The sequence below is a fragment of the Arcanobacterium pinnipediorum genome (assembly GCF_023973165.1).
GTDB classification, from domain to species: domain Bacteria; phylum Actinomycetota; class Actinomycetes; order Actinomycetales; family Actinomycetaceae; genus Arcanobacterium; species Arcanobacterium pinnipediorum.
The window spans coordinates 1,739,522-1,754,828 of the sequence record NZ_CP099547.1 but is presented as its reverse complement, the minus strand read 5'-3'; the positions used below and the strand labels follow the sequence as shown (position 1 = coordinate 1,754,828).

The 15,307-nt window shown below is 50.2% G+C and carries 9 protein-coding genes, 2 tRNA genes and 1 other RNA gene; 8 read left to right on the top strand and 4 right to left on the bottom strand.

Features of this window, described 5'->3' with window-relative positions; all coding sequences use genetic code 11:
* Positions 1-346: 346 nt before the first annotated feature.
* On the top strand, positions 347-3,679 hold the full coding sequence (locus NG665_RS07840) for a DUF5979 domain-containing protein (protein WP_252673151.1): 3,333 nt from the start codon (positions 347-349) through the stop codon (positions 3,677-3,679).
* Positions 3,680-4,077: 398 nt separating this feature from the next.
* Here the strand turns inward: NG665_RS07840 and NG665_RS07835 are convergent.
* Positions 4,078-4,165: transfer RNA gene (locus NG665_RS07835), tRNA-Ser, on the bottom strand.
* A gap of 124 nt (positions 4,166-4,289) precedes the next feature.
* Between NG665_RS07835 and ffs the strand changes: the two genes are divergently transcribed.
* The 3 genes from ffs (at position 4,290) to recR (ending at position 7,919) form a co-directional block, all read left to right on the top strand.
* Positions 4,290-4,385, top strand: an RNA gene (gene ffs / locus NG665_RS07830) — signal recognition particle sRNA small type.
* Positions 4,386-4,557: 172 nt separating this feature from the next.
* Complete coding sequence (locus tag NG665_RS07825; protein WP_252673150.1) at positions 4,558-7,302, top strand: DNA polymerase III subunit gamma and tau; 2,745 nt, start codon at positions 4,558-4,560, stop codon at positions 7,300-7,302.
* Positions 7,302-7,919, top strand: a complete 618-nt coding sequence (gene recR, locus NG665_RS07820; protein ID WP_252673149.1) for a recombination mediator RecR — start codon at positions 7,302-7,304, stop codon at positions 7,917-7,919. The genes NG665_RS07825 and recR overlap by 1 nt, the downstream gene beginning before the upstream one ends.
* Before the next feature lie 74 nt (positions 7,920-7,993).
* On the opposite strand, the gene NG665_RS07815 is transcribed toward recR, so the two are convergent.
* Positions 7,994-9,244: a DUF4032 domain-containing protein gene (locus NG665_RS07815; RefSeq protein WP_252673148.1), complete on the bottom strand. Its 1,251-nt coding sequence runs from the start codon at positions 9,242-9,244 to the stop codon at positions 7,994-7,996.
* A gap of 149 nt (positions 9,245-9,393) precedes the next feature.
* The gene (locus NG665_RS07810) at positions 9,394-10,521 is read right to left on the bottom strand and encodes an ABC transporter ATP-binding protein (protein ID WP_252673147.1); all 1,128 of its coding nucleotides are present in this window, start codon (positions 10,519-10,521) and stop codon (positions 9,394-9,396) included.
* Positions 10,522-10,755: 234 nt separating this feature from the next.
* On the opposite strand from NG665_RS07810, the gene NG665_RS07805 reads away from it, so the two are divergent.
* The 3 genes from NG665_RS07805 to NG665_RS07795 all read left to right on the top strand — a co-directional run bounded on the left by NG665_RS07805 (position 10,756) and on the right by NG665_RS07795 (position 13,570).
* On the top strand, positions 10,756-12,447 hold the full coding sequence (locus NG665_RS07805; RefSeq protein ID WP_252673146.1) for a serine/threonine-protein kinase: 1,692 nt from the start codon (positions 10,756-10,758) through the stop codon (positions 12,445-12,447).
* Between the two features lie 80 nt (positions 12,448-12,527).
* Positions 12,528-13,379 (top strand): thioredoxin domain-containing protein, encoded by an 852-nt coding sequence (locus NG665_RS07800; protein WP_252673145.1) that lies wholly within the window; start codon positions 12,528-12,530, stop codon positions 13,377-13,379.
* A gap of 118 nt (positions 13,380-13,497) precedes the next feature.
* Positions 13,498-13,570: transfer RNA gene (locus tag NG665_RS07795), tRNA-Thr, on the top strand.
* Positions 13,571-13,591: 21 nt separating this feature from the next.
* Here the strand turns inward: NG665_RS07795 and NG665_RS07790 are convergent.
* Entirely contained in the window at positions 13,592-13,753 is a 162-nt protein-coding gene (locus NG665_RS07790) for a hypothetical protein (protein ID WP_252673144.1), read from the bottom strand.
* 97 nt (positions 13,754-13,850) lie between these two features.
* On the opposite strand from NG665_RS07790, the gene NG665_RS07785 reads away from it, so the two are divergent.
* A complete protein-coding gene (locus tag NG665_RS07785; RefSeq protein WP_252673143.1) occupies positions 13,851-15,293 on the top strand; it encodes an alanine/glycine:cation symporter family protein in 1,443 nt (480 codons plus the stop codon).
* The last annotated feature ends 14 nt before the right edge of the window (positions 15,294-15,307 follow it).

Here is a 15,307-nt window from a genome sequence, read left to right as displayed (position 1 = left end):
AGAAATAGGGTGTGAGCAGGCAACGGCTACTCACACCCTATTTTCATCATGAGCATTTAGGTGTTTGCGGCACACCAGGAAAGTAGTGACACTCGGGGGGAGTTGAAACGGTTTGAATACGGGAGACGCCAGGGGCTTCGCACTACACCCTAAGGCAGTTTTCCATTTTGTATCAATTGTGCGATTCTGTAAAAATTTATTAAAAGTATTACAAATTCTAATAAATCTTTTTTTCAAGTGACTTTACGCATCTTCCTAATGGTGATGTTCTTATCAGCCTATACTTACTAGTGTATTTATATATAAATTCTCGTTGAGAGAATACATAGTAACTGGAGTGTATGTAGTGCAAAATCAGAGTGCACAACTAGGAACGAGTAATCGCTTCCGCCGAGAAATAGGGAAGACCCCTAGCCGATCCGCTAGTTTGCTACATCGCGTAGTGTCGCTATTCGCGGTTGTTTTCCTCGTAGTGGCTGGGGCTGTTTTCGCCCCAATATCCAACGCTATTGCAGCGCCGCGGGGTAGTGAGAAGATTGTGTTTAGTGAGTTTTCTATAACTAAACTAAATGCCGCGAATGGTAATGAACGGCCTGGTGAGAAACTTACCAAGGGTAATTGGGCTAATTTAAAGTTCGAGTGGGCCGCGGATCAGACCAAGGACCCGTTGACTGCGGGCGATGGCTTTACCGTAGCCTTACCGTCAGAGTTTAGGTTCTGGGATAAAGATACGACCGTGCCGTTGGAACTGCAGGGTAGTGGTGTTGGCTCATGTGCGATTGCTTATACCAAGCTGGAGTGTACTTTTAACGCCGGTATTGATGAGAGGATCGCGAACGGTTCCGCCGATATTCAAGGTACTGCGACGCTGCAGGTTCAGGCAGTCTTAGAGACTACAGCTAATTTTGTGGAATTGACTTTGTCTGATGATGACACTGAGATGGTAGAGCTTCCCGGTGGTGGAGGCATTGATGGTGCAGTGGTAGTGCCTCCTAAATATAATCCGTATGTTGCTCTAACTAAGGCTGTTGATACGCCTCGAGCTAACGGCAACAAGTTTGTGTGGAAGGTTCTGTTTGGTACCGAAAAACTTCAAGCTGTGTTTGATAAGGCTGGGATCAATAAGACTTTTGATGGAGTCACTCCTCAGACTCTAGTTTTCACTGAGAATCTTGGTCCCGGACAGCGTTTTGCAGAGCTCGAAGACTGGGCGCTTATCCAGTTTGATGGTAAGGATCATCCTGAGAACTATACCGGTGCTGAATATCTTCTCGATGTTAGCGCTCCAGGAGCTACTAATGGCTGGGAGATTAAGGTTGACGTTCTGACTGATTCTGATTCTGGTTCCCAAGCTCGAGTTACTGTAACTGGTCCGTTCAAGAAGGATCATAACTACCGCATTAATCCAATCAGCACTCCGGTTTCTCATGACGGTCAAGTGGTTCCTGGCTTCATCTATGCGAATGATATCTCGTTGGATGAGGTGCAATTAAATGCTCGAACTGAGACTTCTTATGCTAATCAGTCCTCAGTGACGATTGAGATGAAGCCTGGTTTTGGAAGCTTCCGTGTGGTTAAGGGTGTGGCTGGTCCTAAAGCGCATGAATTGCCAGCTGGCTCAAAATTCCCGGTGACGGCGAATTGGACTTTACCTGGGACCGCTACGGTCGACGAATATCCTGATTGGACTCCTTATGGTACTGTGAACGCCGATAAGCGAAGTGGTGTGAGCGTCTTCGACGTTTCCTCGGGTGAGAAGAGTAACTTCCCGGGAACTTTCCCCAAGGGGACGAAGGTTTTTATGACTGAGGATCTTTCTAATACTCCCGCGCTTGATGGCATGGTTTGGGATGTGCCTGAGTTTAAGCGAGGTTTTACAAAGGGGGAGACCTTAGAGCTGACAATTGAAGATCAGGAAATCCTTGAGGTCGCTTTAACGAATACGTTGAAATCCTTGAAGGCTGATTTCATGGTGTCGAAGACGGTTTCGGGTGATAATGCGGCTGATTTCGTGACTCGAGATTTCGTCTTTGATTACATTTGTGATGATGTCGATGCGACTACTGGTTCTGTTACCGTGAAGGGTGATGGAGTTAAGGTTGCTGCTGGTGTAAGTTTGCCGGTTGGTACTACCTGTACTGTGACTGAGACTGATGCCGCTAACTTCGATCCTGATCATTTCACCTGGACGAAGCCGGCAGAACAAACTGTCACGATCGCTGACACCTCCAATGGCACCGCCGCTGCCGCCCTTGTATTTGACAATAATTACGCACAAAAGTCTGGATCTTTCCAGATCAAGAAGGATGTGGAAGGCTACAAGGGAGCTGACCAAGACGACTTCCAGGTGCAGTACACCTGCGGTACCGCTGCTCCGGTGACCGTGGCGCTCCCGTTCAATGGTGACGCTGTGACAGTGGATAACATTCCTGTGGGCACCGTTTGTACTGTAACTGAGGTTGCAGATTCAGCTGCTCGTGACAACCATAGTGTTGCCACCGCCTACTCTGTTGGAGGCGTGCCAACTAATGAAATTACAATTGCTGGAGCGCCAGACTTGGCACAGGTTGTCACCGTTACTAACACCTATACCCAGTACACCGGTACTTTCAAGCTGGCTAAGAAGGTCACTGGTGATTACACTCCTGCTACTGATGAGAGTTTCAAGGTTAGCTACAAGTGTGGTACTGACGCGGCTGTAGAGGTTGATCTTCCTGCTGATGGTACTGAGGTTGCTGGCCCGGTTTTGCCGGTAGGTACCACTTGTACTATCGAAGAGCTTGACGGCGCTAACAAGACTGGTTTTGCTTTGGCTACCACTTACACGGTTGATGGTCAAGACGGTGCCGTTGTCACCATCGCTAAGGATGGGGATGCTAAGGCTGTGGTGACTAACCACTACACCCGTTTGGTTGGTGGTTTCACTGTAGCTAAGTCCTTCACTGGTACTGGTATGCACAAGGCTCCGGCTGAGGTTGTTTTTGATTACAAGTGTGTTGACGAAGCTGGTGTGGAATCTATTCCTGCTGGTAGTCTCACCTTGAACAAGGCTAATAACTGGACTGCTTCGGTTGCTGATGTTCCAACTGGTTCTTGTACTTTGACTGAACAGGATGCTTCGGTTGCCGATACTGATTTGGCCACCGCCGTCTCTGTTGATGGTGTGAAGACCGACGGTAACGAAGTAACTTTCACCGTAGCTGACAAGGCAGAAATTGCCGTGGAAGCCACCAATGAATACACTCGCCACGTAGGTCGCTTGATGATTGAGAAGAAGCTCAATCCTGAAGCCCCTGAATCGGCAAAGAATCTACAGTTTGAATTCGCTTATACCTGCACCACCGGTGTGGATTCTGAAACGATGAGTGGAACTGTTCGCACCAAGGCAGGCGACTCTGTTCTGGTAGAGAACATTCCTACTGGCGCAACTTGTGTAGTCTCTGAGGTTGAGGGGCGTTACGAGATTGATGGCTACAATTTGCTCATGCCGAAAGAAAAGGCAGGAAACGTTGTAGCAGTAGGTGACACGGTAGTAGTTGAATTCGTCAATAGCTACACAAAGAATCCTGTACCAGGATTGGCTAAGACCGGTCTAGGCATTGCGTTTGGCGCCGGCTTGGTTGGTCTGCTAGTTACTGCGGGTGTCGTATTGTTGGTAATCCGACGCAAACTAAGCTGATCGGCTAACCGATACTCATTGAAACCAGCGGTTTCATAAAACATATAGAGGTGGTAGAAGACGTCAAGATGTCTTCTACCGCCTCTATGTGTTTACAGATGTAATGGGTAACGGGGAGAAAACTTATGTTGTTGGACTTGGATGTACCAAGAAGGCGGACGGCACCTAGCGTAAGTTCGATATCATATTTCATTGCGTCACAACTGGCAGTAGTGAAGTGCTGCCGCTCTACAAGACTGTGGTAGCAGGCTGAGAAGACTTCTTGACGCATGGAGTAGATCCACTTGGGGTATTTGGGGCGATGTATGCCCGGTATTGCGCCAACGTGCTAGAAGTCTCGTTTTTATCGCGCCCATCGGAATGAAAATTCCCCCGAGCAATGTATTGATCGGGGGAAATGGCGGAGGATGGGGGATTCGAACCCCCGAGGGCTTGCACCCAACACGCTTTCCAAGCGTGCGCCATAGGCCACTAGGCGAATCCTCCTGGTGCGCGTCACCAGTGGTGACGTACCCGTTAATCGTATATGAAAACACAAGTAGGTGCGAATCGGTGGGATGTTACCTAGGCAATAAATTAGCATCATCAGAGAATTTCGCGTACACTGAAAGTCGACTCCTCACGTGGCGTCATCTTAGGTTAATTCCCCAGGGCAGGAATGCAGCAAGGAGACCGGGCTCTGGCGGGTGCGTGAGGAGTCCTTTTATTTTTATTGGGCTATCATCTTTCCGGCGTGCAGTTTCCCCAATCAACAGCGATCACTTGAGATTCGTAGGTTCATTATTTTGGCTGATAGGTAACAACGTGTTATCGCAGGGGCCAAGCCTGCTTATCGCCAAAGTGGATAAAAGTGCGTTATCCACGGTGTGGGTAAGGCTATGCATACGACGAGTCAGGTGTGGGAAGAGTCGAGTAAGATAGTATCTGTGAGCGTAGCCATGTATCGCCGTTACCGGCCACAGTCCTTCCAAGAAGTCATTGGGCAAGACCACGTTGTCGCGCCGCTAAAAGCAGCGTTGGCAGCGGGGCGTACTACCCATGCGTACTTATTTTCTGGTCCTCGCGGATGTGGGAAAACCACATCGGCTCGCATTTTGGCGCGGTGTTTGAACTGTGCCCAGTATCCAACTGATACCCCGTGTGGGGAGTGTGAGTCATGTCGTGATTTAGCACGTGATGGTTCTGGATCACTCGATGTTGTCGAGATGGATGCCGCATCGCATGGCGGTGTAGATGATGCTCGTGATCTACGTGAGCAAGCCGGGTTCGCGCCAGTGCGTGACCGATTCAAGATCTTCATTATCGACGAAGCTCATATGGTCTCAAATCAAGGCTTTAACGCACTATTGAAACTAGTTGAAGAACCGCCCGAGCATGTGAAGTTCATTTTCGCAACTACGGAACCAGATAAAGTGATTGGTACGATCCGATCACGTACCCACCATTATCCCTTCCGTCTTGTTCCGCCGGTTGATTTGGAAAAATATTTGGCGCGATTGTGTGCAATGGAAGGTGTTAGTGCATCAAAGGATGTGCTCAATCTTGTGATCCGTGCAGGCACTGGATCGGTGCGCGATACGCTTTCTGTTCTCGATCAAATCATTGGTGGATCAGATTCTCATTCCTTAGATTACGATAGAGCAGTAGCGTTGCTAGGTTACACTTCGGCACATCTGCTCGACGACGCCGTTAGTGCTATTGCCCAACGAGACGGAGCGGCATTGTTCGGTGTTGTTGACTCAGTGGTTACCTCCGGTCATGATCCACGGCGTTTCGTTGAGGATCTTTTGCAACGCTTACGTGATGTGGTGATTATTGCATTAACTGGGCAAGCATCTCGGGATATTTTCGTCTCAGTTCCAGATGATCAGTACGCACGCATGGATGAACAGGCGAAAGCGTTAGGTGCTCCACGAGCCTCGCGATGCGCTGATATTACTCACGAAGCCTTGAACATGATGGTGGGTGCTACTTCACCACGCCTACAACTCGAATTACTATGTGCCCGTCTGGTTGTGGCTCAGGCAGAGAGTGCAGGCGATCGAAAGACGTCGGCCGAATCTGCAGAGCCAGAAGGAGGGCGAGTTTCTAGCCCGCCACCCGAATTAGCAAAATGGAAGAAACCAGCCACGCCACAAGTTGAACTTCCGGCTGATTCTTCGCCGGCTCGGGCAACCTATCAGCCGCCAGTTTCGCAAAGCGAGCAAGGAACTTTGGGACATCAGCCGCCAGTTTCTCCGGTAGTGTCACCAGATTCAGCGAAAGCGGAAACACAGGTCCCACCAATTCCTTCGATGCCGGCTTCTACTGCAGGTATGCCGGCACCATCTAACGCACCGATCCCGGCGCAATCCCAACCATCAACAGGAGGTAGTCCGGGACGTGTGGATGATTCTCGAACGCGTGATACACAAGTGGCTGATGTGGAGAATAAACCACTTGTTCCGCCCATGATCCCACGAGATTTACCTGATTCTGCAGCTGTACAGGCACGTGTGGCAACTGCTGGTCCCGCATCAGCTGTTTTCGATAAGATTGCTGGCGCGTGGAACAACATTGTCACTCATCCACATCTTGGTGGTTTGGTTCGCAACCAGCTTCATGCAGGAGCGCGTCCGCTTATCGTGCAAGACAACACGCTACAGATCGCCTTTGCTATGCCAGCGGTTGCGCAACGATTTAATCAACGAAATTCTGGTACGCATGTCGCTGCTGTGATCAGAGAAATTCTCAATATTGAAATATCCGTTACTGCTGTTCCAGACGAAGGCTCAACACCCCCAAAAGCCGAGGCCGTTCTTGACCAAACACCGTCGCCAGTTCAAGAATATACGGCCGATTTCGAAAACGACGAGGATGAAAGAGCAGTCGGCGTTGAAAATCCGCCAGCGGAGTTGGCAACCGCTGTAGGTACCGATCCGCAAGAAGCAGATGTCGATCCATCGGGAGTCTTAGCTGGCGTTGTTGATCGTACAATTCAACTGCACGGAGAAGACCATATTCAGGTAGATCAGCCTCAGCCACAGGAACTACCGGCAGATCACGATGAGGCGATGGCACCGGCAACCCCGCTAGCTGCCACGCCAATACTCACCTCACCGGCACCTACTCCGGCGCCAAATGATCCGCAATTGAGTGCCCCGGTGCCAAATGCCCCGGTATCGTCCCAATCCATATCCGCAACCGCTGGGTCTGAGCCAGATATTCCATTTTTTGCCGAACCGATGCCCGATATTCCTCCACTTGAATATCCAGGAGATACGGGCAACTATGGCGATACTGCACCCACTCCCACACCCCATTCGTGGGTACAACACTCTGTTTCGGTTTCTACTCCCAAAGAAACGCCAGTAGAACACAATATGCCTCCGGTTAGCTCCCAACCTATGCCACCACCAAACCCAGTTCCTGCCATGCAACCGCAGCGACCTTGGGATACTCGGCCTCACCACGTCGTCGAAAATAATCCTGGTTCCCAATCAGAAGAATTTTCCGAATGGGAAGAAGTTAGCGAAGATGATCCCGACATCAGCGAATCGCCACTAGTGGGAATACGAGTTCTCATGGATACGTTCCACGCAACAGTAATAGAAGAAATTCCAGACAATAACGGAGGTGAATAGTGGCTGGCGTATATGATGGCGCGCTGCAATCACTCATTGATGAACTCGGCCGCCTGCCTGGCGTTGGTCCAAAAAGTGCGCAACGGATCGCCTTCCATCTCCTCGAAGCCGATGACGACGACGTCGTTGCGCTGATCGATTCCCTACAAGCGGTCAAGGCGAAAGTACATTTTTGTCGGGTATGTGGCAACATTGCCGAAGGTGACCTATGCCGAATCTGTTCTGACCTACGCCGGATCGACTCCACGATCTGCGTAGTAGAAGAAGCTAAAGACATCATCGCAATTGAACGATCCCGCGAGTATCGCGGAAAATATCATGTGCTCGGCGGCGCGATCGATCCTATCGGTGGAGTCGGGCCAGATAATCTACGTATTCGCGAACTCTATGCCCGTATTCAACAAGGCGGTGTTGAGGAAATCATTTTGGCAATGGACCCTAACGTTGAAGGTGAAGCCACTGCAACATATCTCGCCATCAACTTAGCCCACATGGGTGTGATAGTTTCGCGACTCGCCTCTGGACTCCCAGTGGGTGGCGATCTTGAATACGCCGATGAAGTCACTATCTCACGCGCACTCGAAGGCCGCCAACGTATCCACACCCCTGCCAGTTGAAAGACAGGTTGAAAGACCAGTTGAAAGACCAGTTGAAAGTCTGAAGATCGCAGAAAAACTACAGAAGACGATTGTTACATGTAGTAATCATCAGGCTCATGCGGGTTATCGCGCTCAAGAATCGCCACTTCCTCACGGTGTGAGGGTAGAACATTATGGACGTAGGAACGCACTGCGTCCAACAACGGAATATCATGCCCGGCATGTTCCGCGATATACCAGCGATGTTCGAGAATTTCATGGAATAACTGAGCCGGCTGGAGCTTGCCGCGCAAATTATGTGGGATCGCATTGACCGCCGGTTCATAGACGTTCGCCATCCACTCATGGGCCACAATAGAATCTGGCACATTCCATTGCCTGTTCATAGCCCGATAGCCGTCAATATCATTCATCATTCGACGCGCTTGGGCTTCTTCGACGTCCATGCCGGTTAACCGCATAATTTTACGTGAATAATGCCCAGCATCAACCACTTTCGGTTGGATAGATAGGTGAGTGCCGTCGATATCGGTCTTCATTTCGAGTTCGCCAACCTCGAAGCCAAGCTCATTGAGACGGCGGATGCGCGCATCTACCCGCCAGCGTTCGTTGAGTGAGAATGATTCGGCACTGGTCAGTTCAGTCCATAGTTCGCGGTAGCGTCGCTCAAAACGATCGCCGACGGCGATTGCGTTAAAGTCTTCGCCGAGGACGCCGCCAGCTTGCAGATCCATCAATTCGCCGATGATGTTCGTGCGAGCAACGTCGATATCGTAAAACCGTTTGCGCTGGGATAGGTTGTCTTCAATTTCGCCGGTTTCTGCGTCCACGAGGTAGGCGGCAAATTCGCCTGCCGAGCGCAAAAACAACGTGTTGGATAGTGAGACGTCGCCCCAGAAAAATCCGAGTAGGTGGAGACGAACCATGAGGACGGTTAAAGCATCGATGAGCCGGTCTACCGTTTCAGCTCGCATAGTTTGTTGCCCAAACAAGGCTCGGTAGGGGAGTGAAAATGGTAGGTGTTTGGTGACGAGTACGGCGTTGAGTGGCTCACCGTCATCTGAGGTGCGCCCGGAAACCACAGCGAATGGTTCAACGCATGGCGCATCGAGACGTTCGAGGTTGCGCAACATTTCATATTCGCGATAAGCAACGCTTTCCCCGATTTCTTTGACGGCGATGATTTGGTTTTCTAGGCGAACGAAGCGCACGATATGCCGAGAAATACCGCGAGGTAACTTTGTCACGATCTCATCTGGCCACTCTTCTAACGCGATATTCCACGGTAAATCTAGCAGCGCAGGGCTGACGGTGGCGGATGTGATTTGAAGAGTTTTCGGCATAAGCGTAGATCCTGACAAGTTTGTGTGAACGTATCTAGCAATAGTTCATAATACCTAGGGCAATAAGTTCATAATACCTGGGTCAATAAAAAACGAGGGTATGGTTGAAAAATCTCGTTATTTCCAACCATACCCTCGATTAGTGGGTTTTAGTCACCAATACGGTTGCCGGTCACTGCTGAGAAGTAGTGAACTCGGTCTGCGCGTGGACGTAAGTAGACGACGTCGTTAGCAGCAGGTACATTCTCTGGCGGAATACGTACCACCATGGTCTCGGAGCTATCGCCAGATCCAAACCGCTGGGTTTCTTCAGTTTGGCCTACGATTGTGCCGTAAACGTATGCGTCTGATCCGAGGCCTTCGACGAAGGTTACCTTCAGCGGAATAGAGTGTTGTTCAGCTTGACCGATAACTTCGAATGCTTCGGGACGCATTCCGATGGTCAATTCGTTCTTTGTCTCGCTCTTGATCGCCTCGAGAACATTGTGCGGCAATTCTAGGCGAGCATCACCGAAGACTGCTTGTGTTCCTTCGACTCGCCAATTTCCAAGGTTCATCGCTGGTGAACCGATGAATCCGGCAACGAAGGCGTTAGCTGGGCGAGCAAACATCTCTGCAGGAGATGCTACCTGCTGGAGCAGTCCATCTTTGAGGACGGCGATGCGATCACCCATGGTCAGTGCTTCGGTCTGATCGTGGGTGACGTAAACGGTGGTAACACCGAGCTCACGCTGCAAGGAAGCGATCTGGGTGCGGGTTTGAACGCGGAGCTTAGCATCTAGGTTAGACAATGGTTCGTCCATCAAGAACACTTGTGGTTTACGCACGATTGCACGGCCCATAGCCACGCGCTGACGCTGACCACCAGAGAGTGCCTTTGGCTTGCGCTCAAGATATTCAGTCAAATCGAGAATCTTAGCTGCTTCTTCAACGCGCTTACGAATTTCTGCTTTGTCAACGCCGGCGATCTTGAGTGCGAATCCCATGTTATCGGCCACGGTCATGTGTGGGTAGAGTGCGTAGTTCTGGAACACCATAGCGATATCGCGATCTTTTGGTGATACGTCAGTTACGTCACGATCGCCGATAAGAATACGACCAGCATTGACATCTTCGAGGCCGGCAAGCATACGCAGCGAGGTGGATTTTCCACAACCCGATGGTCCAACGAGAACGAGGAATTCGCCGTCGGCGATGTCAAGGTTGAGCTTATCTACTGCAGGCTTATCTGCGCCTGGATATACGCGTGTTGCGTTTTGGAAAGTAACGGTAGCCATTACTAAATCCCTTCACCGGCAGGTACGTGCCGGACGATCCGTTGTGAAAGGTGCCTGAGTGTCGACTCTGACACAGACTTTGCATCGGTGCAAAGCTGAACTTATTGTCCCACATTAGAGAAAATTTTTCTATGAGTACGGTTACCTCATTCCAGTCGTAGACTAGTTGTATTGCTGAAGCGGTTAGGGATCGTTGGAAAATGCAGGAGATCGTAGGAAAACTCAGGAGGTGGAATGCGCGAACGTGCACAATTATCGGGCTATACGTTGATTAAACAGATAGGCTCGGGCGGCATGTCCACAGTGTTCGAGGCGTTGAGCCCGGCAGGTGAGCGGGTGGCGTTAAAGCAAATGAGCCCAGGTTTAGTGGGTGACGTTGCGATGCGGGAGCGTTTCATTCGCGAGGTGTCGATGCTGCAACGAGTTTCTAGTTCCCACGTTGCTCAGATTCTCGACGTCGAACTAGACGACGACGTTTTTATCGTCACCGAACTTGTTGACGGGCCAACGCTTGAAGCTGATGTGAATGAAAATGGCGTATTTCGCGGCCAAGATTTAGTTGATTTGGCTACCGAATTAGCCCAAGCATTGCGTGCAGTTCACGCCGTTGGGGTGTTGCATCGTGACTTAAAACCGTCCAACGTCATGATCGGCGAGTCCGGGGTGGTGTTGATTGATTTTGGTATTTCGCAGGCAGTGGGTGCCACGCGTCTTACCCAAGTCGGTTCGGTTGCTCATACGCCTGGTTATGTTGATCCTCGTATTATTACTGGCAGTGATCCTGATCAAGACGCCGATTGGTGGGCCTTAGCTGCAGTTGTTGGTTTTGCGGCGTGTGGGCACCCATTATTTCACGGCACTCCGGCAGCGATCATGCGCCAAGTTTTAGAGGGCCAGCCCGATATGACTGGAATGGATTGGCGTGTTGCTAAGATTTTGAAAGCTAGTCTCCTCGCGGATGTAACTTTGCGACTACCGTTTGATCAGATGGTAGAGGCGTTAGCAGATCTTGATAATGATCTGCAGGCAGGATCTGAAGGCGAGTTTGCCAGCGACGACGACGAGTTTGCCAGTGACGACGACGATTTTGCCAGTGACGACGACGAGTTTGCTAGCGACGACGAAGGCGGGCATCGCGATGAGCGCACTCAGGTCATTACGATGGACCAAACTGTGCCAACACTCATAGCTCCTGCGTCTGGGCCGTTCATAGACTCGGCAATCATCGCCAATCAAGATGGTGATAGTGAGGGTTATCGGACTGCCTTTGATATTGATGACCGTGAGTATAGCGGTGATCAGGAGGCGGGGTCGGGGCTTGGTGCCTATGGTGAGCAGTCCGAAGAATCAGGCGAGCTCAGTTCGCGCCCGATGGGGCGAGCCCGACTCTTGGCGTTACTGGCATTGCTTGGTTTATCAGTTACTGCTAGCTGGGATATTGTGATCACAGCAAGCATAGCTGGAGGCGCGTTCTTAATTTTTTGCGTTATCGGGCTCTTGCATCAGCGCTACACGATACGCAAACAACGTGGCAAACAGGCGAGCTTCGCGCTGATTATGCGATTTCCGTTGATGGTTCTTCATGCTGGGGTGCTCCTCGTCGTCGGTGGCACACTAGCGGTGATCGTGGGTGGAGCCGGAGCATGGTTGGCTACTTACGGTCTTGGTAGCTGGCTAGATCTTGATATTCGCGTGATTTTAGCGGTTGTGGCCTTCATTTCCTTGTTGATTTTATGGACGCCAGATTGGGCGATCCACGCCCGTAACGGGTGGCGACTTACCGTGCGGGAGTTAGCGCCCTCGCCGAGCTACTACGTTTTTTGGATTGTTGTGGCACTAGCGATTCTTCTGGCCGCACTTGTGGTTGGGCAAAGTGGCTATATTGGCATCAATCAGCACTATTTTTATAGTATTCTTTCAGCATAAATATAGTTGTCAGTGATATGTTTTTCAGTGAAACGCACTAAGATCGAAACAGATTTAACTCATTAACGTAAAGGACGATAATGGCTTCCAAGAACACTCCTGGTCTTTCCCAAGAGCGGATGACGAAAGAAGAACGACGCCAAGCTGCGCGCGAGAAAGCTCGGATGCTCAAAGAGCTTGAAGCTAAGCAAGCTCAACGCCGGAAAGTAATTATGATCGCCGTGGGTGCAGTTGCTCTCCTTCTTGTCGTGTTTGCTGTGTGGCAGATTATTTCTTCTGATCGCGGAGATGCTAAACAGCTCGGGTCTTACACGGGCTCATCTCGCGAAGTTCTAACCGATAACGTTGCAGCAGACGGTGGAGTGTTGTTTGATGAAAACCAGGTTGCAACCTCCGAAGAATCCGGCAAGTCAGTTGTTGGGCTGTGGTCTGATTTTATGTGCCCAGCATGTGAAGTTTTTGACGCTAAGTATGTTCCGTTAATGAAGGACCACGCTACAAACGGCGATATTCAAGTATCGTTGCATTTGGTCAATACGCTCGGCACTGATTTTTCAACCAAGGGTGCCACAGCGTTCTACTATCTTGCGCAGTATGCTCCAGAAAAGGTCTGGGACTTCAATACCGCAATGATGGAACACGGAAAGAAGATCCACGATCAAACCGTGCCAGCAGTCCCGACGGCCGCCGATATCGCTGACATCGCCAAGAGCGTTGGTGTTGCAGATGATGTGGTCAATGATCTGCCGGCTTCAATCCTTGATTCGAAGTGGCAAGATGTCGTTGCCAAGACCGTTGGCACTTTCCGAGACAACGGTTTCACTGGTACACCTACCCTGACCGTCGATGGTCAAGCAGACGATTCTTGGACCAAGGGTAACCCCGATGAGGTTGTGCCAGAAATCTTGAAGAAGGCTGCAGGAAAGCAGTAATAGTGATTGCACTACACTAAACGTGTCGAAGATTACCCGGTAATGCGATTGGCATTACCGGGTTTTCTCTGTCATTATAGTTAAGCACGCCCGTTCGATAAAAGATTCGGATGTGCCCGCCTCCTTAGCTCAGTTGGTAGAGCGACGCTCTTGTAAAGCGTAGGTCGTCAGTTCGAGTCTGACAGGGGGCTCTTTTTATTTTGATCCAGTCTTTATTCACATCCTTGTTCGCGGTGATAACTACAGATATCCTTCACTGGTGAATCATTAGCTAGAGCCGATTCGCTCGAACAGATCGCTACGGTATTTGCATGTAGCGCACTACCTTCGGTGCGGGTGATAGTCCACACCCTGCGGTTTTCTAACATAAGCATGCCTTCTCACATTATGGATTAGATGTTAAGTTTTTAGTAAATTACGCTAGGATGTGACTTCGGCAGTGATGTGCTTGCCAGAAAAGGAGAATATCCCATGCAGAATTTTGTAGATAGTCTGAAATCGGCTCTGTCGGGTTTTAACGACGTCATTTACACATGGATTTTAATCCCATTGTTGATCGGAGCCGGAATCTATTTCACGGTTCGTTCTGCGGGGCTTCAATTCCGGCTATTTGGCAAGATGATCAAGGTTATTGGCCACAGCCGAGAAGCTCAGCGTGGTCAGATTTCTTCTTTCCAAGCATTCGCCATCGGTCTGGCAGCACGAGTAGGAACCGGAAACATTGCCGGAGTGGCCGTGGCGATTACTCTTGGTGGCGCTGGCGCCGTATTTTGGATGTGGGTTGTTGCGTTACTCGGTATGGCAACTGCGTTCATCGAAGCTGCTTTAGCCCAGTTATTTAAAGTTCCCTGGCACGATGGAACTTACCGTGGCGGTCCGGCCTACTATATATGGAAAGGTCTCAAATCTTGGCGTTGGGGTGCAGTTTTTGCTGTCTCTCTTCTTTTCACTTACGGTATTGCTTTCGAACTCGTCCAGTCCAACACTATGTCCAATTCACTATATGAGGCCTATGGTTGGCCAACGTGGGCAACTGGCCTAGTCGTTACTGCACTAACCGGTGCAGTTATTCTTGGTGGACTAAAATCCGTTGCCCGCGTGACAGAAATTCTGGCACCAGCGATGGCGTTGGTATATATCGGTATCGCCATCATCGTTATCTTGATGAATCTTGAACATATCATCCCAGTCTTCACCGAGATTTTTGAGTCAGCTTTTGGACTCAATGAGGCATTCGCTGGAACTGCAGGCGGTTTTACTGCGGCGATAATGAATGGCGTCAAGCGTGGTTTGTATTCCAACGAAGCGGGTATGGGTTCGGCACCAAACGCAGCATCGACCGCCACCACAATTCACCCCGCTCGCCAAGGCCTCATCCAAGCCATGGGCGTCTTTGTTGACACTATGCTTATTTGTTCGGCAACAGCATTCATTATTCTTATCTCAGGTATCTACACCCCGGGCCAAGAAGTCGAAGGAGCAACCCTAACGACGAATGCTGCCGCAGCTGCACTTGGTCCGTGGGTTCAGCCAGTGATGATTATTTTAGTTATGGTCTTCTGCTTCTCTACCCTTATTGGAAACTACGCCTATGCAGAAGTGAACATGGACTACCTATTCCCAACGAAGAAGCTAGGAAACATCGTTTTGCGTATTGTCGTTGTCATTGCAACGTTCGTGGGTGCAGTAGCCAAGCTGGGTCTAGTGTGGACAATTGCTGATACGTCCATGTTCTTCATGGCAACAATCAATCTTGTTGCCATTATTCTCTTGGGATCGTGGGCGTTTGGAGTGCTTCGTGATTTTGAATCGACGAAGGGCGAAGGTGCGTTTGTGGCAGACGATAACCGCTATCTGCCAGGCAATATTCCCGATACGATCTGGACGAAAGAAACTGCCGGATCAGCGCACTGAACGAAACGTATCTT